Genomic DNA, 20,809 nt, shown 5'->3' with positions numbered 1-20,809 from the left:
ACCGCCGGTCACCCGCCCGCGCAGCTCTCGTGGCAGTACGCAGACGGGGAGTCACGGGCACACACGTGCCAGTCTCTGGGGACGCCGCCGGCCGACGCGTCAAGCGCTTCTGGCCTCGAACGGGCGACCGGCCGATTCAGAATCGCCGGGGAGCGTGACGACGAGGAATGTCCCCGCGGTGCACTCGCGGTGCACCCGCCGGCACACCACGTGACGCTACGATCGGCACGCTGACCTGTCCCATCGAGAGGACATCCGATGGCCACAGTGACCAACTGGACCGGCCAGGACGCAAACGCCCTGCGGCGGGCGTTACGAATGAGCGTCACCGGCTTCGCCGAATACCTGGGCGCGGCCCGACGCACGGTGGCCAAGTGGAGCAGCCAGGGCGAGACCATCCAACTACGTGCCGACATGCAAACCGCGCTCGATACGGTGCTCGCCCGGGCCGCCCCCGACGTTCTGGAACGCTTCGAGGCGCTACGGGGGCAAGGCACCAGTGTTGCACTTGCCGTTACCACCAGACCGCCGGCCGCTGCGGACGCCGATACTGGCAGGGACAGACCTGGCCTCGAGTCGGACGGTGACGTGCAGCGTAGACAGTTCCTGCAGGGCGCGACGGTCGGCGGCATGGCTGCCCTTCCCGGCGTCACGCCACTACTCGACGCGCTGGTCTCAGCGCCGACTGCTCTGGCCGCCGAGCCGGTTGCCCTGCCCCTTCGAGACTTCACTCGCGACGTGGCCACCGCGAAGGCCGCCTACCAGGCATGCCGATACGAGCAGGTTCTCGGTCGCCTCGCGACCCTGCTACCCGCTCTGGCACCGACCCAGGCGGAAGCCGAGGGCGACCAGCGGATCCGAATCGACGCCCTGGCCAGCGACCTGTACCACGTCGTCGGCAGCGTGCTACTCAAGATCGGTGACCGGGGCATGGCCCTGGTGGCGGCCGAGAGAAGCGCCCACGCCGGCACGGCCAGCCAGGACCCGGTGGCAATGGCCACCAGCGCGCGGATCATGACCCACGCCCTGATGAGCAACGGCCACACCAGGCAGGCGAGGAACCTGGCCGGGAACGCGGCCGGCGCCCTCGAACGGGACACCCATCTCCGGTCCGCCGACCAGGTGGCCGTCTACGGCGCCCTCCTGCTTCGCGGTGCGATCGCCGCCGCGCGCAGCGACGACCGGGACAGCGCGCAAGCCATGCTCGACGAGGCCACCCGTGCCGCCGCACGGCTCGGCTACGACGGCAACGACCGGTGGACCGGTTTCGGCGCCACGAACGTCCTGCTCCACCAGGTCAACATCGCGCTGACCCTGGGCGACGCCGGCACCGCGATCACCCTCGCCCGCCAGGTGCCACTGGACAAAATCCACCTCGCCGAACGCAAAGCCTCACTGTTCGTTGACGTGGCCCGTGCCTACGGCCAGTGGGGACGCTACGAGCAAAGCCTGAACGCCTTGCGCATCGCGTACGACGTGGCACCCGAGGAACTCCGGTGCCGACCGGCGGTCCAGCGCATCGCCGGCGACCTCGCAGCCCTCAGCCGGGGCCACGTCCGTACCGAAGTCGTTGAGTTCGCCCACCGCGTCGGGATCCCGGTATGACCGTCGGCCACCTTCAGATCGTCGTCTGCGGAGCCGGCCCCGCCACCGACGTGACACAACTGATCGCCGCAGCTACAGAGAAAACCTGGACGGCTGCGGTCACCACCACCCCCAGCGCCATCGACTTCATCAACACCGAAGCGATCGAGACGATGACCGGGCACCCGATCAGGTCCACCTACCAGATGTCTCTAGGAGGCCGCCGCACGCTTCCCGCCGCCGACGCTCTCGTCATCGCCCCCGCGACCTACAACTCCATCAACAAGATCGCGCTCGGCATCGCCGACAACTACGCCATGACCTCGGTCGCCGAGCTGATCGGACGCCAGGTACCGACAGTCATCGTCCCGTTCGTCAACGCCGCCCTGGCCACCCGCGCACCCTTCCAACGCGCCGTGGTGAGCCTGCGCGACGAACGCGTACGCGTCCTGCTCAGCGAAGACGACGGCTGGGAACCCCACCCACCGGGCAGCGGAAACGAACGGCAGAGAGTCTTCCCCTGGAAGGCAGCGTTCGAGACCGCAGCCCGACTCGTCCACGAGTCGCGAGCAGTTGCCAGCGATCAGGACTGACCGTCAGGGATGCAGGCAGCCACTCTCCGAGCCTGTCCACAACCGCAGCGGACAATCCACGGACGCGGTATCCGTCCAACGGCTCCCGAGCACCCGTCGAGCACCCCGGGCACGGCCGCAGCAATGAAAAGGCCCGGACCCAGGGGAAACCCCAGGTCAGGGCCTATCTCAGTGGTGCGCCGCCAGGGACTCGAACCCCGAACCCGCGGTTCGTGCATCAAAACCTCGTGGACCAGCGGTGCACCGGCCCGATTTTGATAGATCAGGCGCGGTGGCGCGACGCGGTTCGGGAGTCGCATTCTTCGCCGGCGGCGTCAGCTCGCCGGCCGACGACGACGGCGCAGGGCCCGGAGCCGGTGGCTCCGGGCCCTGTCAGGGTCCTGATGCGATAGTGCTGGTTCGTTTCGTCGGTCGGTCAGGGGCTGGTGCACGAGATGTTGCTGGGCGCCGCGTTGGTGCTTCCGTTGACGAGGAAGCCGAAGTTGGTCGAGGCGTTCGCGCCGAGGGTGCCGTTGTACGCGGCGTTGCGGACGCTGACCGCGCCGCTGGTGCCGGTGTTGGTGCCGCTCCAGATTTGGGCGAGGGTCTGCCCGCTGGCCAGCGTCAGTCGTACGGTCCAGCCGTTGAGGGTGGCGGAGCCGTTGTTTGCCACGGTGACCTCGCCCTGGAAGCCGCCGCCCCAGCTGTTGACCATGCGGTACGTCGCGGTGCAGGCGCCCGGTTGCCCGGTGACGGGCGGCGTGGTCGGGGGCGCGCTGGTCGGGGGCGCGCTGGTCGGGGTGCTCGGCGGCGTGGTCGTGCCTGGCACCGTGGTGGAGGCGGCATTGAGAGCGTTGAGGACGGAGGTGTACGCGGGCTTGGGGTTGCTGCTGCGGTCGAACAGCAGCGGGTTCTCGCTGCTGCGCCAGGAGTCGCTGTCCCGTACGCCCCACGTCGTGATGCCGAGGCAGCGGGGGACGTTCATGCAGGCCTGGGTCAGTCCCTGGTACTGGCTGGGTGACGCGTTGGTGACGTCGACCTCGGTCAGGACCACGTCCACCCCGAGGGCGGCGAAGCTGGACAGCGTCTGCTGGAAGTTGCCCGGCAGTGAGCTGCCACCGGTGAAGTGGGTCTGGAGGCCGACGCAGTCGATCGGCACACCACGGTTCTTGAAGTCCTGCACCATCCGGTAGACGCCCTGCGTCTTGCCGTAGGTCCAGTTCTCGATGTTGTAGTCGTTGTAGCACAAACCCGCGGCCGGGTCGGCGGCGTCGGCGGCCCGGAACGCCGCTTCGATCCAGTCGTTACCAGTGGCCTGCAGGTTCGAGTTCCGCCGGGTGCCGTTCTCCTCGAAGGCCTCGTTGACCACGTCCCACTGGTAGATCTTGCCTCTGTAGTGGTCCATGACGCCGTTGATGTGCGAGATCATCGCGGAGCGCAGGGCGCTGCCGCTGAGATTCCGCCAGAAGCTCGGCTGCTGTGCGTGCCAGGCGAGGGTGTGGCCGCGGACCCGCATGCCGTTCTGAATGGCCCAGTTGTAGAGCCTGTCAGCGTTTGTGAAGTTGAACTGGCCCGGGTTGGGCTCGGTCGCGTCGGGCTTCATCTCGTTGACGGCCGTCAGCATGTTGAACTCGCGTCGCGCGATAGTCTGGAAGCCTGAGTCGCTGAGGCGGTCTGCCCCCATGGCCATGCCGAAGTACCGGCCACTCCGCTCGGCGGCAGCCTTCAAGGTAGTCCCGGGCGGGCCGCTGAGATCGGCGTGGGCGAACGTGACTATGGCCACTGAGGACACGGCGATCACCACGGCGCAAGCACCGCCGAGCAGCAGTCTCGCGCGACCGCCGGTACGGCGTTTCGGGTGAGCTGGAACGTCGTTCATCTGTGCGCTTCCTCCTCGATGTTCTGTCTGAATCGTTGCCGTACGAGGCACGGAACCGGCAGCTCGCTGTGCGGTCGACGACCGGAGCACCAAGCTCGCGCTTGGACCATCACCCCGGGAGGTGACGCCATTGCCGGCTTCAACCGGGCCTGGGCGTTGTGGGTGACAGCGGTGTCGTTCTGCTGCGGCCCGTCCACGGCCGCTTCAGTCGACGACGGTCCGACCGGCCGCAGCCCGTCTCACGAGCCTCCCGAGACGCGTATGCCGGGCTACGGGCTGACGCAGGTCAGTGCCGGCGTCGACGGTGTGCCGTTGGCGAGGAAGCCAAATGTGGTCGACCCGGACGCCGGCACCGATCCGTTGTAGGAGGCGTTGCGCACCGTAACGGTCGAGCCGCTGGTGGTCAGCGTGCCGTTCCACACCTGGGTGACGTTCTGGCCGCCGGCGAGCGTCCACTGGACGGTCCAGCCGTTGATCGCCGAACCGCCGGCCGTAACGCTGACCTCACCCTGGAAGCCACCCTGCCAGGAATTGACCGTCCGGTAGCTCGCCTGGCACGCGCCACTGGGCCCCGGGGAACTGGGTGACGCACTCGTCGTTGGCGAGGTCGACGGTGGGGAGCTCGTCGTCGGCGAGCTCGTCGGCGGGTTGGGGCCGAGTTGGGTGATGAAGGTCCACACCGCCTGCTGGGTCCAGGACCTCGCGCCGGGCGCGTACGGGTCGGCGGAGCCGTCCACGGCGTTGGGGGCATGCGGCCCGTCGAAGGCGCCCCACACCACTGGATAGCCCGCCCTGCACCCGGTGTAGTAGGTGACGACGTGGGTGAGGCTGCCCTGCGCCGGCTCCGGCGGGTTCTGCGGCGTGCAGCCGTTGTTCCTGACGAACCGGTCGCGCATCGACCGCCCGCCCGCGATCGACAGCGTGGAGTCCCGCAGCCCGTGGATCCCGAAGTAGGCGATGGGTTGAGTTCCGCCCTCGCACCCGCTGAGGACTCCCCCGGCGTAGAGCACCACCCCGCGGAACACGTTTGCCCGCGCGCAGGCGATGGCATAGCTCATCCCGGCTCCGTAGCTGAAGCCCGAGGCAAACAGTTGAGTGGTGTCGACGCACAGGCCGGTCCCGATCTGTCTGATCATGTCGTCGACGAAGGTCAGGTCTTGGCCGCCGGAGTTCGCCCAGGCGTTGCCGATGCCCTGCGGGGCGACGAAGATCGTGGTGTTGTTGGCCAGCGGCCGGAGCCCGTAGTAGGACCACTGGGGGCCGCTGGTGCTGCCGTTGTCGACCTGCTCGGCGGTGCCGCCCCACCAGTGGAACGAGAAGATCAACCGGTATGCATGGTTGTTGTCGTAGTTGTCGGGGACCCGCAGGATGTAGCTGCGGTTCTGCCCGCCGCTCTGGATCGTACGTGTCCCACTGGCAAGCGTGGGCGCCTTACCACACCCGGCCGTCGCCGCCAGAGTGTCGGCCCCGGCGGCAGCAGTGAGCCCGCCGCTGATTGTCAGGCCGCCGGCCGCCATGACGGTGACTGCGGCGACCGCGGCGGATACAAGTGCTGATCGGTACTTCAAGATCTTCAGCTCCTTCTCGGTACCACGGTTGCCGTGCACGGTCGAACCGGCCTGCGGGGATCGTGGCCCGATCGGCACCGACCGAAGGCGTCCCTTCCGTCGGCGGCGGCAACGCAGATCCGAACGAAACCGCTGGCGTACGTCCGGCTGGCGGGGTTCGGATAGGGGGGATCTCCACACGGCCCGGCGAACCGATTCGAGAAAAACGTAGATCAGACGTCATACGTGTGTCAAGTCACGTCCGTCGATGTCCAGAGTGAGTGGCAGCCGCGGATGAACGGTAGCTGTGCTTGAGGAACATCAACCGCAGATACGTCATCATCGGGATGCGCGGCCGGCACATCCACGGGGAGAAGTGCGGCACGAACGAGGCGAAGAACCGCTCATCGTCCAGCCATCCATCGAACCGTTCCAGCTCGACCGGCAGCCGCAGACACACCTCTGGACGAGTGACCCGACGGTCCAGGCCCAAGTGCCCTCGCTGCGGCCCTCGGAGGACCGCCACATTGCGCGTGGGTGGTCGCGATGATCACGTCAATCGCATCCTGCTGGCGGAACTGTCCCGAGACGGGACGCAAAACCGTTCGCGCCCTTGCCGCGCTCGTCGGGTTGTCCGAGCCCGCCGTGCGCGACCGCCTGGACAAGCTCTCGCGCGAAGGTGTCGCCACCGGCGACCGCGCCGTCACCGAACCCCAAGCCGTCGGCGCCGGCACCGCCGCGTTCGTCGCGCTGCGCTTCAGGTCGGAACCCGGCGCCAAAGCCGCGGTCAACACCGCACTGCCAAAAGGAAGCGTGTGTCCTGGAGGTCCACGAGGTCGCCGGCGAAGACTGCTACAGCCGTTGAATGACTGGGGTCTGCTTTGGATGGCCGGGTGTGATCTACCACTATGGACGCTGGGTCGGTATCGGCCTATGCCTGTGGTGTGAGGTACGCCGATAGTGGGGGCCTGTCCGCTGCGGGACGGGCCAGGCGGGAGCAGGTATGGATGCAGGCCGCGCGGATGTTCGCCGTCGATGTGCCAGCGACGCAGGTCGCGGCCCGGTTGCGGGTGTCGACGAAGTCGGTCTACCAGTGGCGGCGTCGTTGGCGTGCGGGTGGGATGACCGCCCTGGCCTCGACCGGGCCGGGTGGAAACCTCTCCCGGCTCTCGCCCGACCAGCTCCTGCGGTTGCGGGCCGAGTTGGACCTCGGCCTGGCCGCGCACGGCTGGACCGAGGACCAACGGTGGACCCTGGCCCGGGTCGCCACCCTGATCGGCCGGCTGTTCCACGTCTCCTACACGCTGCGCGGCGTGTCCTACCTGCTGCACCGCATGGGCTACACCCCGCAGGCCCCCAAACACCGGGCCGTCCAGCGCGATGAGGACGCGATCGCCGACTGGCGGGCCACCACCTGGGCCAAGGTACGAGGCCAGCGGCGGCGACCGGAGCGTGGATCGCCTTCGAGGACGAGGCCGGACAGACCCTACGCCCACCCAGGGCCCATACCTGGGCCCGCGAGGGCCACACCCCCGTCGTACGGGTGTCGGGCAAGGGCTCGGGCCGGGTCTCGATCGCCGGACTGATCGCCTACAAGCCCGGCCAGCGCGGCCACGTCTTCTACCGCCTACGCGTCCACCGCGGACGTAGGGGCGAGCGCCGCAGCCTGTCCGAGGACGACTACGCCACCCTGATCACCGCCGCGCACCACCAACTCCACGCCCCGATCATCCTGATCTGGGACGGGGTCAACACCCACACCAGCACGGCGATGCGCCAACTCATCGCCGCCCGCCACCGCTGGCTGACCGTGGTCCAACTACCCGCGTACGCACCCGACCTCAACCCCGTCGAGGGCCTGTGCTCAACGATCAAGGCCAACCTGGGCAACCTCGCCGTCAACGGCGTTGACCACCTCGCCGCGATCATCCGCAACCGACTCAAACGGATCCAGTACCGACCCGACCTGATCCCCGGCTTCCTCACCCAGACCGGACTCAGCCTGCAACCGGAACCACCATGACCGCGACAGACCCCAGACTTTCAACCGCTGTACCTCATCAAGGTCCGAGTCGGCGCTACCGTCAAACTCGCCGATGCTCTCGATCGCATCCGGGCGATCCCGGCCATCTCACACACGAATTCCACCGTTGTCCTGCGTACCGTCCTCGAACGGCCCGTCGCGGTCCAGCACGGTCAACCGGTCAATGGGCACGAAGAAAACAGATGATCATCGCCGGTTCGCGGCGGCCGAACGCCTTGGCCTTGACGAGAAACCCAGCCTTGATCACGTGCACTGATCTCGACAGATCCGGAAGCGAGCGGCTCGCGGCACTTGGGGAGATCCGTCACGTACGGTTATCGTCGGGGACACCTCGCGAGATCCGACGGTCAGCAAGGTGGTCGATCACTGGGGATGGGCTGACGTGCCCAGGGTCTGCACTTCGAGCCGTACGTGGCTTTGTACTTGTGCCGGTACCCCGACAGGTGGTGCCAAACGCGACCGTGAACGGCTGCGCCGGCAGCGGGTGCAGCCGGTGGCGTTCCTCCAGCAGGGCCTCGGCCGGGCGGCGGCGGGTGTCGCGGTGGAGCCGGGCGTTGACCTCGTCGGTGAAGTCACGACAGGCCGCCTCCAACTCAGCGAACGTGCGGTACTGATCGAGCAGGTTCGCGCTGGTCGGGACCAGATCTGCCTTGGCGATCTTCACGGTGTTCTCGGCGCCGCCCTTGGACTGCGGGTCCGCCGGCACGCAGGTGCGGATCGTCATCCCGTAATGCCGGGCGACCTGCACGATCTCCGGATTCCGCACGGTGATGTCCGCGACGTGCTCGACTGTGATCGTCTTCTCGTTATCGGTCAACACGTAGGCTGGCACCCCGCCAAGCCGCCGCAGGGTGGCGTCCAGGCAGGCCACGACCGTCGGCAGCGTCTTGTCCAACACCGGGATCACCACCCGGAACCGCGACCAGGGCAGCCACGCGCACCACAACGTGGTCCGCCGGCCGCCGATACGCGGACCCTCAACCCAGTCGAACTGCAGCCACAACCCCGGCTCCGGGATCCACGGGCGGAACACCCGCCTCTGCCCGGCCTGCCAGGACTTCTTCACCGCGGCAACCGCCCGACGGGTGGTGCGTTCCCCGCCGGCGAAACCCATCGCGGTGATCCTCCAATGCACCACATCCGCGCGGACCCGGCCACCCGAACGAGCCACCAGCTCCTCGATCTTGTCCATGAACTCGTCGATCGGCCGAGCCCGATGCGTCCGCTCCTCGGGGCTGCGCCCCTCGGCCCGCAACTTCACATAACGGGCCACGGTGTGGTGATCACACCCGGCCAACTCGGCCGCCGCACGGTAACTACCCGTGAGGTCGTACGCCTCCAAGATTTCCACGATCTTCCTGCCACGTTTCACGCCGCCGACCCTCGCCGACCAGCGTCTCGTCATGATCAGCGGGGAGATATCTGGCCATCCACGGGGAGAACCCTGGCCGTCAGCGGGGCGGTAAATGGCCGCCTATGGGGATCTTTCACTGGCCGCCGACACAGGTTGGGATGACACGGGCATCGCGTCCATAACGGATGGTCCAGAGACAGAGCGTGGGGCCCTCGGTAGACAGGTTCTTGCGACGGAATCTGATCTACCAGGAAGGACCCCACGTGATTGCCTATCGTGCCATCCTCGACGTCCCCAAGGAACTCGTGCAGTACGTGGCGCGGCTGCTACGCGCCGAGCGTCGCGCGGTCGGCACTCGACCGGGTACCCGCGCTCCGACCTGCTTCTACCAAGCACTCCTGGTGCTGGTGTGGTTTCGCAAAGGTGAGGACAAGACCATCCTTGGGGCCGGGTTCGGAGTGTCGAGAGCAACCGCCTACCGGTACGTCGCCGAGGCCGTACGGGTCCTGGCGACGCAGACACCCACCCTGCACGACGCCCTGCGACGAGTAGCCGCCGACGGCTGGTCACACGTGATCCTCGACGGGAAGCTGTTCGACACCGACCGGCTTGCCGAGACAACCACCAGCGTGAAAGGCGAGACGATCGACGCCTGGTACTCCGGGAAACACCGCGACTTTGGCGCGAACATCCAGGCCGTGATCCGCCCGGACGGACTGCCGATCTGGACCTCCGACGCGATGCCCGGACACCTACACGACCTGACCTGCGCCCACCACCTCGACGTCACCGGCGCCCTGTACTGGGCGGCATCGCAACTCCACCTACCGACCCTTGCCGACTCCGGCTACGAAGGCGCCGGCCAGGGCATCCACACCCCGTACAAGCAACCCGCCGACAGCCGCCGCCTCGCTCCGGACAACCGGGACTACAACACCATGCTTCGATCCATGCGATGCCTCGGAGAACGCGGCTTCGCGATCCTCACCGGCCGATGGCGAACGTTACGACACACCACCGCCAGCCCTCGCGGCATCGGCGACATCGTCCGCGCCGCCCTCCACCTCACCCACGTCGAATACCGATACCTACCGGATTCTTGTTGAGATCACGTCAGTGAGCCGAAGTGCATGCCTTCGCCTAACGACGCCCACTGAAGATCTTCGACCTGCTCCTTGAGGTTGATCCACTCGCGCGACTCACGCAGGGCCGGCGGTAGCACGCTTTCAAAAGCGACAATCGCCCGATCCACGGCGACGATCGAGTTCGGCAATGTCTGCGCTCAAACCCATTTTAATTCTCCTTCGTCAAGTGCCCACGCCTGGCGCCGCCCCTGGCGGGGCGGCAGGGAGCAATGCAGCCGACTCGTGGCCGGCCGATCGCTTTACAATCTTCGTAGGCCGTTCAACAGGGGTGCACCGACGCAGGCCGCAGCCCCGCGAGATGGTGATTCGCGTTAACCTGGACGCCCCCGACTACTCAGCGATTCCTGGGAGTCGGCGAAATTCGGTTAAGCTTGAACGGAATTGACCGGGTCGGTGGCATCTGAGGCGACATGATCTGACCAGCGACTCAGCTACAGTAAGCGAATCACCGGAAATTCCCGAAAGTACAATCCCGCCGACACTGCCGCCGCTGTCCGGTCGCAGAAATCATGACGATCGATCATGCTGTAACCTTGGGCACGACAAGTTGGTCGAGATGGGAGAGGCCGTGCGCCAGGTACTCGGCGTGTAGCTCGCTCTTCGCCATGCGTCGATGTCCCAGGGATCATGTCGTTGGCCTGCGCTAAGTGAGCGTTTTAGATGTGTGTTGGTCGGGCGTGTCGCACAGTGGGTCCGATCGATGAGGGTGAGTGGCTCGGTAGTCGGGTATGGAGCGAGTGCGGCGGTACCCGTCTGACCTGACTGACGCCCAGTGGGAGATCGTCGAGGCGATGTTGCCTGGCCAGAAGTGGATGGGCCGGCCGGAGAAGCATCCCCGCCGGGCGGTCATCGACGCGATCCTGTACGTGCTGCGTACCGGCTGCCCGTGGCGGTACCTGCCGACGGACTTCCCACCGTGGCAGACGGTGTACGGGCACTTCAAACGCCTGAACAAGCGGGGTGTGACCGAACGGATCCTCACCGAGCTGCGCGAGCAGGTCCGCCTCGCCCACGACCGCGAGGCGGAGCCGACGGCGGGGATCATCGACTCGCAGAGTGTGAAAGCCGCGGACACCGTCCCCGCGGACAGTCGTGGCTACGACGCGAACAAGAAGATCAACGGCAGGAAGCGGTTCATCGTCACCGACACCCTCGGCCTGCTGGTCACCGTCTGGGTCCTGGCCGCCTGCTGGCAGGACCGCGACGGCGGCAAAGCAGCGCTGCTCGCCGCGTACGCGACCACCCCGATCCGGCACGTCTTCGCCGACCAGGGGTTCGCCGGCCGGTTCGTCGACTGGGCCAAGAACGCCTTGAGCACCACGGTGGAGATCGTGCGTAAGCCCGCCGACCAGAAGGGTTTCGCCGTGCATCCGCGCAGGTGGGTGGTGGAGAGGACCCTGGGCTGGTTGATGCTGCACCGCCGCCTGGCCCGCGACTACGAGACCGATCCCGCCACCGCTGAACACATGATCCGCTGGGCCGCGATCACCGGCATGCTCAACCGCCTCACCCGCATCGGACCCGCCACCCGCCAACCCCGCCGTACCTTCAACACACCCGAGTAACCCACATCTAAAACGCTCACTCAGTGAGTTGGCGCTTTCTTGGTGATCTTTATGAGGGCTAAGGTTGGTCACCTGGTTGGTGTGCAGGGTTGACTGTCCGCGCGGGGCATTAGCGGAGGCGTATCCGTTACGGTTAGCGGACGCGTTACTGCTGGGTGGGTGCTGGCCGATTCCGCACGCTTCGGGCAGGTGCCGGCCGCCCCGGGGGTGCGGTGGCGTACTCGGCGTTCCTGTTGGCGCTGAGCCTGATCGCCGCTGCCCGACGCTGCCCGGTCCGGGGTAGACACGCCGCGTGACGGCGACCGCGGAGTTCTGGACAGCCGGCTCGGTCGTCCGCGGGGTGTCGGTGCCGCTGCCTACAATCCGCTGTCATGGATATATCGGGCGACCACCCTGATAACGACGCCTCTTGCCACTCACCCAGGTTTGTGGACCTTCCGCCGTCAGGCGCCGATCCGGACGCGTACCTCAGGGCGTTGCGCGGCGCGGACTGGTCCGCGTTCACTCCGGTGCGTGACCTACCGCCGTTGCGCGCCGCGCTGGTCGCGCTCGACCAGGCGTACGGGGTGACCGAGGCGCACCGGCTCGCGACCGAGCGGATCAGGTCGGCCGGCGCGGTCCTGCGCCATCCCGACGTGCATTTTGACGAAATCGACGCCTTCGCGTTGAGCCCGTGTGGTCGTTATCTTGCCGTCGGCAGTTGGTGTGGTGGCGACTACGAGCGCGGTGGCGCGTTGCAGATCTGGGAGGTGTCCACCGGGCGGTGTGTCAACGTGCTGGACGGGATCCGCGGCGGTGTCGGGTGGCCGGGATATCCCACCCTGCTGCAGTGGTCAGCCGAGGGCCGGCGGGTCGCGGCGGCCTTCGACACCAACGTGGTGGGGGCGTGGGACCCGTTCGGTGACCACGTCGAGCCGATTGGGGCCGCGGATGTGACCAACGGGTCTGGGCGGCCGCCCGGGTACGCCTTCGCGCCGGACGGCACGCGTGCGTACGTCCACGTCGGGTTCGAACGCGCGGTGTCCGGCTGCCTCGTCTCGCTGGTCAACGGCAAGGTCTACGACCACGACCGGGAGGACGACGAGGACGACAGCGACGGGCCGGCGTCGGTGCTGTTGCTGGCTGACACGCTTCCGGACTGGGCTGAGGACGAGTCCGAGCCCAGGTGGCTCTACCCCACGGGGTCCATCTGGTCGCGGGACGGATCGCGGATCTTCGCGCGCGCCGAAGACGGCGAGGTGTACGCGATCGACGTCGACAGTCGGCAGGTGTTGTGGCTTGTCGACACCGAAACACCGGACGTAGCCGTGTCGTGGAGCCCGGACCACCGGCTCTTCGCCTACCAGTCCCAGGAGCGACTGGTGATCGCCGATACCGCGACCGGCCGGCCAGTGGCCGACCTGCCCGAACGTCCCGGCGCCACCGAGTTGTACTGGGGCGACCGAGACGGTCGGGGCCGACTGGCCGTCGTGATTCCCGCCGGCGACGACACCGATGTCCGGCCCCTCGTCGCCATCTACGACGAGGGCGAACATCGCTACGACCTCGACCTGGCGTTGGTGAAGCAGGAACCGGAGGAATCGGATCACACCGCCTGGGCGTGGGCACCCGATGGCGAGCGGGCGGCGTGCCTCACCACCGCCGGCCACATCGAGGTCTGGTCGTTGGCCGGAGAACCTGAACGGCTACGGGTGATCGACGTGCCCGAAAACACCGGAGGAGTGCTCTGGGGTGTCGACGACGTACTCATCGCCACCGGCTGGAGCACCCTGCGGTTCGTCCGGGCCACGACCGGCAAGGTGATCGGGGATCTCACGTTCCTGAGGGAGCCGCCTGGGCCCCGTCCGCTGGAACTGGACCGCACCGACACCGGCGACGACATCCGCCGCGACCTCGGCCTGGACCCGACATTCGCGCTGGATGCCAGCAGCTGGGCGGTGGCGTTCGAAGCCGGACTCGTCATCGCCCCCGGCGACCGGCGGGACACGCTCGACGCGATCCTCGCCTGGACGGTCGACCGCCGGTTCGCGTGGCCGACCCGCTGGGGAGACCTCGACATCGTGCCCGATGCCGGCAGCGCCGCCGAGCGCCTCGGCCCGCCGCTGGCGCGGTACCTTGATCGTTTCCGGGACCGACCCGCGCCGGTCGCCACCCCGTGGCCGCCGCCGAACACCGCGACCATGGACGACCTGTACCGGGCGGCTCTGGAGTCGATCCGGCCCCTTGACGAACGGTGGAGTACGCAGGTCTGCCACAGCCTCCATCGCGCGGCAGTGCTGCGTGCCCAGCGTGGGGAGGCGACGGGTGCGCTGGAGTTGGTGGCGGCGATACCCGTCGCTGTTGCCCGGGACGCAGCCACCACAGAGGTGGAGCCGATCCTGACCAAGCGGCTCCGGCGCGCGGCCCGGCTGCGTGCCCAGCGTGGGGAGGCGACGGCCGCGCTGGAACTGGTGGCGGCGATACCCGTCGCCGCCGCCCGGCTGAAGGCCACCGCGGAGGTGGAGCGGATCCTGGCGACTGCCACGGCAGACGCGGACGCCATCGAGAGCGCCGCGCCGACCGTGAACGTCAACCCAGCGCCCCGGCCGACCCAGGCGGAGACCGGCGCGCTCGCGGAGGCCTACGCGACGCTACGGACCACTCGTCGAAGCGAGCGGCTCTACGCGACCAAAGACCTGATCAAGCAGGCTGCGAAGTGCCGCCACTTCACTGCAGTTCTCGACCTGCTCTCGACGCTGCGCGACGACGACTTCAACGGTCGAGCCGACGCCGCGTTCAGTGCGCTACGGACCATCGGCACCGCGCTCGACACCGAACCCAGGTGACTCGCACACCCACCGGACCGAACTGGGCCGGGCCGTGCCGAGCCGGGCTGGACATGGAAAGGCGGGATCTGCCGAAGCTGGGCTGACGGGCAGCTTCGGCCGGTCCAGATCACCCGGTGCTGCGCATCCCGGCGGCGATGCCGTTGACCGTGGTGAGCAGGGCCCGTACCAGCGTCGTGCCGTCGCCGCCCGACGCCCACGTGAAGCTACGTCAATCACAACACTGAGGAATCGACCGGCTACGGGGCTGAAGAACTTCGTGGCCCGACCACCTTGGTCCTGAGAACCCGCCGCGACAGCCGCGCGGAGCCTGAGAATCCGCCAACTCCCGCGAGACCGGACAACCACGCCCATAGATTCTCGTGATCATGGCGGATCCGCCGCAGCGCCCGCCAAGATCGTGAGAATCCGTCATCGGCGATGAGAACCTACAATCAGCTATCTTGAGTCAGGTCGATGCCCCGTATGGCGAAGAAATTGACGGGGTCTACCGCGTTGGCTTCGGTCGCGGGCTGGCCGGTATGGGTTTCCAGGTGCAGGTGCAGGTGCGGGCCGGAGGAGTGGCCGCTGCTGCCGATCTGGCCGATGACCTGACCGACGGGAACCTGCTGTCCCACCTCGACGGGCGGTCGGCGGAGCATGTGGCAGTAGCGGGTGACCGTGGAGTCGGGATGCTTCAGCTCTACGTACCAGCCGCAGCCTCGACGTTGACCGGATGCCCGTCGACATCGCATGAGTACGGGGTGCCGTCGCGCAGGTGGGCGTTGCAGACGACGCTGATGACCAATCCGGAGGCTGCGGCGTGGATGGGGGTGCCCTTGGCCGCGCTGATGTCGACTCCGTCGTGGCCGGGGCGCTTGTCGGTGCGGAACCCGGACCCGACGGTTCCCTGGACCGGTTTCATCCAGCCGCCGACGCTGATGCACTGCTCGCCGGGACCAGCGGCGGCCGGCTGTCCGGAGACGAGCCCAACGAGGAGTGCCGCCTCGTCTTCCCACTTGGCGTAGGCGTCGGGGTAGGCCGGGCGTTGCACGGCCTGTGCGGCGACGGTCAGTGGCATCCTCTGCCAGCCGGGGATGCTGACGAGCTTGCGGTAGAACGCCGCTGCCGCGTACTCGGGGTCCATGATCTGCGCGGGTGTGCCCCATCCTTGACTTGGCCGTTGCTGGAACAGGCCGAGGGAGTCGTGGTCGTTGCGGTCGCCGAGATGTCCGAGGTTGCGTAGCCCGGATTCTTGTAGCGCGGTGGCTACCGCGATGACGTGCCCGCGGACAGGGATGCTGTGCTGGACGCCGACGGTGACGATGACCTGGGCGTGGTGTCTCTGTTTGGCGTCGTAGCGGCCGGTGGTGCCGCTCGGGGCGGTGGTCACCGAGCAGGCGGATGCGGCTGCGGTGAGGGCGGTCAGGCCGGCGACGCACAGGAACGCGACGCCGACGACGATGGAGACGATCACGGCGATGAGACGGCTGGTCACGGCAGCCGCCGGGTGTGTGCGGGCATGATGTTTCCCTTCGAGGTGGGTGTGTCCGCGGCGATCTGCCGTGCGGACATCAGGCGGCCCCGCACCGGCCCCGAAGGGGGCGCACGCCGGTGGCGGGACACGGGTTGGCGCGCCGCCACCGGCGGCAGGCTCTACGAGGTGGGTGCCGGATGCTGCGTGGGCTTCCCGTTGGTGCTGCCCAGCAGAGCGACACGATCGATCAGCGTGAGCGGCGAGTCGAGCAGGCCGCTGGCACCAGTGCGGCGGATCCACTGGACCTGCCGCAGGGAGATGTCGTGCCGCTTGGCGAACTCGGCGGGCACGACGTCCGGGTTGCCTTTGAGTTCGTCCCACAGTTGCCGCCAGCGGTCGTAGGACGCCTGGTCCTGCGGCACCCGGCGCAGCACGTCGGCAGGCGGCATCGGTCCGGCCGGCAGCGCGGCCAATTCTCCTGCGGTGTCCGGCTCGGCGTCAGTGGGCGGTGGGGGCGTCAGGTCGGCGCCGATGACGCGGGCCCAGCCGGGCACGTCGGCCTGGGCGGTGAGCGCGGCGGCGACCGCGTCGAGGTCGAGCGTGGTGGCGGCGATGTCGGCTCGGACCGGGTCGTCGTGCCGGGACCGGATCAGCGTCTCCACGTGGGTCGCGAGCGCGGCGCGGCGCTTCTCGTCACGCAACTGCTGGCGGGCCATGTCGAGGGCCTGGTGCAGCGGGAGCCGCTGCGCGACCGCGAGGGAGCGGGCGCGGCGGGTGACGGCCGGCTCGCGCCACCACTGGACGATGCCGAAGACCGGTGCGGTGTCGGCGAGTTTCCCGGCGGCCCGCAGCGCGTCACGGCGTCGGGCCGCGCTGTGCATCAGCCAGATCGCGTAGGCGAAGACCCCGAGGCCGCCGAATACGACAGCCAGGTAGGGCACGTCAGCGTGGCCGACGATGTTGGTGGTGACGCCGACGGTGACCCACGCGGCGGACAGGATTCGCCAGCCGTAGGCGGCCTCGCCGAGCCGCTGCCGCCAGTCGGCGAAGGCCGCCGTGACAGCGCCGCCGAGGTCGATGACGATCGCGAACGGCGCGACGAACACGGTCCGCCACCACCAGTGCAGGGTGTCGGGCCAGGGCGGGATCTGCACCCCGACCCAGATCTGTCCGATGGTGGAGCCGAGCGCGGCGACGGCGTAGAAGACCCAGGCGGCGTGTTCGACCGTAGGACGACGTGAGTGCCGCGTGCGGTTGCCGTTCATCGTTGAACCACCCGCTGCTGCCGGTGGCGTTCATCCAGGGTCACGGGGCTTTCTCCCTTCAAGGAGGGCCCAGCGCCCCGACGCGGGACGCTGGGCCCAGACGGGCGTAGGCGTCCCGCCGCGACGGGCCATCCGGGGTGGATGTCCGTGGACGGGCGGGGTGATGTTTCAGGTGGTGATGCGGAAGCGGGCAGGGCGCTGCCGGGTGCGGGTCACCGTGCCGGTCTCAGCCAGACGTAGCAGGGTGCGACGGATGGTGCCGTGGGAGCGGCCCAGCACTTTCGCCAGCTCGTACGGGCTGAAATCGAGGCGCGGCCGGGCACGCATGTGCTCCAGCACCAGGGCGGTGAGTTGACCGTCGGCAAGCCGTGGTTGTTCCGGCCGCGCCCGGCGCCCGTGTTGCGGGCTGGTCATGTGGCACACACTGCGTAGGCGATCCGGGCGATGAGGCATGTGACCGTGGCCTTGTCCGCCACGCTCCAGTCGCCGGGCAGGTCAACGCGCAGCTCACCGTCGGCGAGTTCGGCCTCGCCGCAGCCCATTCCGCCGGTGGTGCAAAGGTCGATGCGCACCAGACCGGTATCGAGGGACTCGACCCATACCTCGATCGGTTCGCCGGCAACGATCAGCTGGCACAACGGCTCCTTCCCGGCGGTGCCGGCGACGGTCGACGTAGGGGTTTCCGCGCTGCTCCACCCGATCCCCCCGTACACGTCCTGCTGGGGCCGGTCGGGACAGGACGCTTCGTGCTTAGCCGGGTGCGGCTGACTGGTGGCGATGTTCATCTCTCTGCTCCTCTCGAAATGGCGAGCCCACGCCTGAACTGAGGGCTGGGCGACGCACGGGCGCGTCGCCCGATGCGCCGCGACGCAGCGGCACGTCAGGGCAGGTAGTGCCGGCAATCGGGACGGGGTATGCGCAGGCGACCGGGTGGGTCCCGACCAGTGCTTCGGCAGTCGCACGGGCAGCTCCGGCCAGCGGGACAAACAATCCGGGGAGCACCGTGGGGCGACACGCCCTGGGCCGGGATGGCGGCGCGGGTGCTGGTCGTAGGCCGCGCGGTCGTGGTTGGTCAGTCCGCAGACGTGACCGTGGACGCCTGGCGGATGTCGTTTGTCCCGTGGCCGGGCCCGTTGGTGCTTCTGTAACGACGAACGATGGCGTTGGCTTCGGTGGCGAGGTTGGCCAGCGCTTCGACGGCTGCGTCACAGCCGTGGCTGTTCAGGCTGGCGAAGTCGCGGTGGTCCTGGTGCAGGCTGGCCAGCCGCAGCCAGTTGGCGAGGTCGACGACGATGATCGCGCCATCGCAGATCTCGCCGTCGAAGGTGCGGAAGAACCCGACGTGCTCGGTGCCGGACTGCAGCCGCCACACAGTTTGCTGCTGGTCATCTGCCAACGCCGCCAGTAGATCATCCAGGCCGCTGAGTAGGTATGCATGGGTTCGGCTGAAGAACTCGTTGATGCCGAGTTCGTCGGCGCGGCTGCCGGCGTCGCCATTGCCAGTGTCGTTGGCATCGGTACCGGTGTTGGTGGAATCAGCCAGCCACGACCGCAGTGCGGTGGCATCGAAGATCACCGCAAGCCCGCTGGTCGTCGTGTTCAAGTGCGGATGGGTGTTGGTATCGGTCGTCATGGGTTCTCTTCCAACGGATGGTGGGCGCGTGCGGCTAGGCCGCACCGCGCCGCAGTAGCGAAGTGTGTGTGTGGGGGGGTGCAGGCGCGTGGTGAGTCGTTGTCGGATTCCGAGACTGCCGGGTGTCGGCGTACTGGCTCCGGCGCAGAGACAGGTACGGCTTGACGTACAAAGCTGCATCGGGGTCAGCCGGCCTCCCACTGATTGGCTACCTTGACGCCCATGGGCCCAGCCGACGTTCCGGTTGGTGACTTTGCGTAACGAACGTCGATCCAACGACGGGCGGCTCGGCTTCCGCTTCTGCTAGATAAGCGGATGTCGGAGGGTGTCCTTTTGAGGATTCGCTACCGGGCATCTGGCGTGTGTGGAGCGGGGACGGCTTCGAAGGAGTCGCGTGGCGCAAGCGTCCTGTTGAGGAAGATCGGTACAGCGATTAGCGTTAGCGATGATCTCGTGAGTGGGGGGCGGTAGTCGCATGAACTTGTTCGCTGTGCCTACGGCCGAGATAGACCCTGAGCTGATCGGTTCGCGCCGCGACATCCATATGCATCCTGAGCCTGCCGGGGATGAGCGGCGTACATCGACACTGGTCGCCGAGCGGCTTCGCGCCGCAGGCATGGCCGTCGCAACTGGCGTGGGTGGCCATGACGTGGTGACGATGCTCGACGGCACCGCCACTACCCAGGCCAAGCCATGACTGGCTGGTTCGGCATTATCGTCGCGGCGATGGTCGTCGCGACGACCCTGGCCGCCTGGTCACGGATCTATTGGCGGCATATCACCTCCACAGACCGGAGTCTGCTGCGAGCCAACCAGATCGTGCGCGCAGGTCGGTGGTTCCGAGCGGGTTGTGCGCGCCTGCTGGCAACGGTGGCCGCCTGGCCCCACGTCGTCGAAATTGCCGCTGGGCTACCCCGGGCGAGTGTGCCGGCGACTCCCTCCTCGGTGTTATGGCGGTCCGGTCCGGCAGTGCTCCGGCGCTACCCGAGCGAACGCCATACACCTGGCCCACCCGTCCTCGTAGTGCCTTCGCTGGTTACCCGCTCCTGGGTGCTTGACCTGGCGCCGGGCCGCAGCCTGGTCGCCGCGCTTCTCAACGCGGGTCATGACGTGTACCTGCTCGACTGGGGTGTCCCGGGACCTGCCGAGGCAGGCTGCGGGTTCGACGCTTACGTCGCCACCTTGATGCTGGCCGAGCAGGCAGTCCGTGAGCACAGCGGTCAGCCGGAGTTGCATCTGGTCGGCTACTGCCTGGGCGGCACGCTGACTCTGGCCACGCACGCGGCACTCGGCGACGCCGGGTTGGCGTCCCTCACTGCGATTGCCCCATCCATCGACACGGCAGTCGCGGGCCGCCTGGGCGGGTTGCTCCGCTCACCGCGCCTGCCACCCGTGCTCGCCCTCGACGGGCACGGCCTGGTGCCCGCCCCGCTCATCCGGGAGAGCTTCCACTGGCTCCGCCCCATCGCGCTACGCACGGCGCTCGTCACCTGGCGGAGCCGACGGGATCCGACCTGGCGAGCCACGGCCGGGCCGCTGGCCCGATGGGTCTGGGAGCAGACACCCATCCCTGGCGCGTTACTGTTCGACCTCGTCGACTACGCCCGCAGCAACGCCCTCCGCGACGGCCGCTGGACCGTGTACGGCCGGCCAGCACGCCTCGAAAGCCTCAACGTGCCCGTCATGCTCGCGGTCGCCGCGCGTGACCACATCGTGCCGGCGCCAGCCAGCTACGCGCTCAGCGATCGCCTGCGCCGCCCGCCCCGAGTGGTGGAATGCCCCGGCGGGCACGTCGCCATGCTCGCCGGCGCCAGCACCCACTCGATCCTCTACCGTGAACTCTTGGACTTTCTGGCCGCCGCTTCGGCCGAACAACACCGTGATCAGGCCAACGGCGAAAGGTAGCTGAGGAATCGTCAAGACCTGTGGATTGGTGAGTT

16 protein-coding genes and 3 pseudogenes are annotated in these 20,809 nt (G+C 68.0%); 10 read left to right on the top strand and 9 right to left on the bottom strand.

Translation table 11 applies throughout. The features are described from left to right. The first annotated feature begins 258 nt into the window (after window positions 1-258). The gene (locus tag ACSMXO_RS20730; RefSeq protein WP_455419009.1) at window positions 259-1,605 is read left to right on the top strand and encodes a hypothetical protein; all 1,347 of its coding nucleotides are present in this window, start codon (window positions 259-261) and stop codon (window positions 1,603-1,605) included. Further along, entirely contained in the window at window positions 1,602-2,177 is a 576-nt protein-coding gene (locus ACSMXO_RS20725) for a flavoprotein (RefSeq protein ID WP_455419008.1), read from the top strand. Before ACSMXO_RS20730 ends, ACSMXO_RS20725 begins: the two co-directional genes overlap by 4 nt. 415 nt (window positions 2,178-2,592) lie before the next feature. Here ACSMXO_RS20725 and ACSMXO_RS20720 read toward each other — a convergent pair whose 3' ends face one another. Both ACSMXO_RS20720 and ACSMXO_RS20715 read right to left on the bottom strand, forming a co-directional pair. Beyond that, window positions 2,593-4,035 carry an endo-1,4-beta-xylanase gene (locus ACSMXO_RS20720; protein WP_455419007.1) on the bottom strand — a complete coding sequence of 481 codons (1,443 nt, stop codon included), beginning with the start codon at window positions 4,033-4,035 and terminating at the stop codon, window positions 2,593-2,595. Between the two features lie 269 nt (window positions 4,036-4,304). Further along, complete coding sequence (locus ACSMXO_RS20715) at window positions 4,305-5,606, bottom strand: cellulose binding domain-containing protein (protein ID WP_455419271.1); 1,302 nt, start codon at window positions 5,604-5,606, stop codon at window positions 4,305-4,307. A 522-nt stretch (window positions 5,607-6,128) separates the two neighbouring features. Between ACSMXO_RS20715 and ACSMXO_RS20710 the strand changes: the two genes are divergently transcribed. The 3 genes and pseudogenes from ACSMXO_RS20710 to ACSMXO_RS20700 all read left to right on the top strand — a co-directional run bounded on the left by ACSMXO_RS20710 (window position 6,129) and on the right by ACSMXO_RS20700 (window position 7,605). After that, the gene (locus tag ACSMXO_RS20710; RefSeq protein ID WP_455419006.1) at window positions 6,129-6,530 is read left to right on the top strand and encodes an Lrp/AsnC family transcriptional regulator; all 402 of its coding nucleotides are present in this window, start codon (window positions 6,129-6,131) and stop codon (window positions 6,528-6,530) included. Next, window positions 6,491-6,982: pseudogene (locus ACSMXO_RS20705) on the top strand (winged helix-turn-helix domain-containing protein); the annotation flags it as partial. The gene ACSMXO_RS20710 and the pseudogene ACSMXO_RS20705, both read left to right, overlap by 40 nt. Then, window positions 6,982-7,605, top strand: coding sequence for a transposase (locus ACSMXO_RS20700; protein ID WP_455419270.1), 624 nt, complete (start codon window positions 6,982-6,984; stop codon window positions 7,603-7,605). The pseudogene ACSMXO_RS20705 and the gene ACSMXO_RS20700, both read left to right, overlap by 1 nt. Window positions 7,606-8,044: 439 nt before the next feature. Here ACSMXO_RS20700 and istA read toward each other — a convergent pair. Further along, window positions 8,045-8,998, bottom strand: a pseudogene (istA, locus tag ACSMXO_RS20695) (IS21 family transposase); the annotation flags it as partial. A 245-nt stretch (window positions 8,999-9,243) separates the two neighbouring features. Between istA and ACSMXO_RS20690 the strand changes: the two are divergent. After that, a complete protein-coding gene (locus tag ACSMXO_RS20690) occupies window positions 9,244-10,086 on the top strand; it encodes a transposase family protein (RefSeq protein ID WP_455419005.1) in 843 nt (280 codons plus the stop codon). 2 nt (window positions 10,087-10,088) lie between these two features. On the opposite strand, the gene ACSMXO_RS20685 is transcribed toward ACSMXO_RS20690, so the two are convergent. Continuing rightward, a complete protein-coding gene (locus tag ACSMXO_RS20685) occupies window positions 10,089-10,253 on the bottom strand; it encodes a hypothetical protein (protein WP_455419004.1) in 165 nt (54 codons plus the stop codon). A 600-nt stretch (window positions 10,254-10,853) separates the two neighbouring features. Between ACSMXO_RS20685 and ACSMXO_RS20680 the strand changes: the two genes are divergently transcribed. Next, window positions 10,854-11,690: an IS5 family transposase gene (locus ACSMXO_RS20680; RefSeq protein WP_455419003.1), complete on the top strand. Its 837-nt coding sequence runs from the start codon at window positions 10,854-10,856 to the stop codon at window positions 11,688-11,690. Between the two features lie 509 nt (window positions 11,691-12,199). Then, window positions 12,200-14,515, top strand: coding sequence for a WD40 repeat domain-containing protein (locus tag ACSMXO_RS20675; protein ID WP_455419002.1), 2,316 nt, complete (start codon window positions 12,200-12,202; stop codon window positions 14,513-14,515). Between the two features lie 434 nt (window positions 14,516-14,949). Here ACSMXO_RS20675 and ACSMXO_RS20670 read toward each other — a convergent pair. The 5 genes and pseudogenes from ACSMXO_RS20670 to ACSMXO_RS20650 all read right to left on the bottom strand — a co-directional run bounded on the left by ACSMXO_RS20670 (window position 14,950) and on the right by ACSMXO_RS20650 (window position 18,869). Next, window positions 14,950-15,992: pseudogene (locus tag ACSMXO_RS20670) on the bottom strand (peptidoglycan DD-metalloendopeptidase family protein). A gap of 158 nt (window positions 15,993-16,150) precedes the next feature. Then, window positions 16,151-17,236 carry a hypothetical protein gene (locus tag ACSMXO_RS20665; RefSeq protein WP_455419001.1) on the bottom strand — a complete coding sequence of 362 codons (1,086 nt, stop codon included), beginning with the start codon at window positions 17,234-17,236 and terminating at the stop codon, window positions 16,151-16,153. A 168-nt stretch (window positions 17,237-17,404) separates the two neighbouring features. After that, a complete protein-coding gene (locus tag ACSMXO_RS20660) occupies window positions 17,405-17,650 on the bottom strand; it encodes a hypothetical protein (RefSeq protein WP_455419000.1) in 246 nt (81 codons plus the stop codon). Further along, window positions 17,647-18,021, bottom strand: coding sequence for a hypothetical protein (locus tag ACSMXO_RS20655; protein WP_455418999.1), 375 nt, complete (start codon window positions 18,019-18,021; stop codon window positions 17,647-17,649). Before ACSMXO_RS20655 ends, ACSMXO_RS20660 begins: the two co-directional genes overlap by 4 nt. Before the next feature lie 287 nt (window positions 18,022-18,308). Continuing rightward, the gene (locus tag ACSMXO_RS20650) at window positions 18,309-18,869 is read right to left on the bottom strand and encodes a hypothetical protein (protein ID WP_455418998.1); all 561 of its coding nucleotides are present in this window, start codon (window positions 18,867-18,869) and stop codon (window positions 18,309-18,311) included. Between the two features lie 475 nt (window positions 18,870-19,344). On the opposite strand from ACSMXO_RS20650, the gene ACSMXO_RS20645 reads away from it, so the two are divergent. Beyond that, a complete protein-coding gene (locus tag ACSMXO_RS20645) occupies window positions 19,345-19,566 on the top strand; it encodes a hypothetical protein (protein WP_455418997.1) in 222 nt (73 codons plus the stop codon). Beyond that, window positions 19,563-20,774 (top strand): alpha/beta fold hydrolase, encoded by a 1,212-nt coding sequence (locus ACSMXO_RS20640; RefSeq protein ID WP_455418996.1) that lies wholly within the window; start codon window positions 19,563-19,565, stop codon window positions 20,772-20,774. The genes ACSMXO_RS20645 and ACSMXO_RS20640 overlap by 4 nt, the downstream gene beginning before the upstream one ends. Window positions 20,775-20,809 lie beyond the last annotated feature (35 nt).

It is taken from the genome of Plantactinospora sp. DSM 117369, from assembly GCF_053764795.1.
The sequence above is the reverse complement of the archived record's forward strand: the minus strand, read 5'-3'. Positions and strand labels throughout refer to the sequence as shown.

Bases quoted from the DNA above. Each gene is read 5' to 3' on its own strand.
- ACSMXO_RS20655 (WP_455418999.1), bottom strand. From the start codon at position 18,021: ATGAACATCGCCACCAGTCAGCCGCACCCGGCTAAGCACGAAGCGTCC.
- ACSMXO_RS20680 (WP_455419003.1), top strand. From the start codon at position 10,854: ATGGAGCGAGTGCGGCGGTACCCGTCTGACCTGACTGACGCCCAGTGG.
- ACSMXO_RS20665 (WP_455419001.1), bottom strand. From the start codon at position 17,236: ATGAACGGCAACCGCACGCGGCACTCACGTCGTCCTACGGTCGAACAC.
- ACSMXO_RS20660 (WP_455419000.1), bottom strand. From the start codon at position 17,650: ATGACCAGCCCGCAACACGGGCGCCGGGCGCGGCCGGAACAACCACGG.
- ACSMXO_RS20640 (WP_455418996.1), top strand. From the start codon at position 19,563: ATGACTGGCTGGTTCGGCATTATCGTCGCGGCGATGGTCGTCGCGACG.
- ACSMXO_RS20720 (WP_455419007.1), bottom strand. From the start codon at position 4,035: ATGAACGACGTTCCAGCTCACCCGAAACGCCGTACCGGCGGTCGCGCG.
- ACSMXO_RS20710 (WP_455419006.1), top strand. From the start codon at position 6,129: ATGATCACGTCAATCGCATCCTGCTGGCGGAACTGTCCCGAGACGGGA.
- ACSMXO_RS20645 (WP_455418997.1), top strand. From the start codon at position 19,345: ATGAACTTGTTCGCTGTGCCTACGGCCGAGATAGACCCTGAGCTGATC.
- ACSMXO_RS20730 (WP_455419009.1), top strand. From the start codon at position 259: ATGGCCACAGTGACCAACTGGACCGGCCAGGACGCAAACGCCCTGCGG.
- ACSMXO_RS20650 (WP_455418998.1), bottom strand. From the start codon at position 18,869: ATGACGACCGATACCAACACCCATCCGCACTTGAACACGACGACCAGC.
- ACSMXO_RS20725 (WP_455419008.1), top strand. From the start codon at position 1,602: ATGACCGTCGGCCACCTTCAGATCGTCGTCTGCGGAGCCGGCCCCGCC.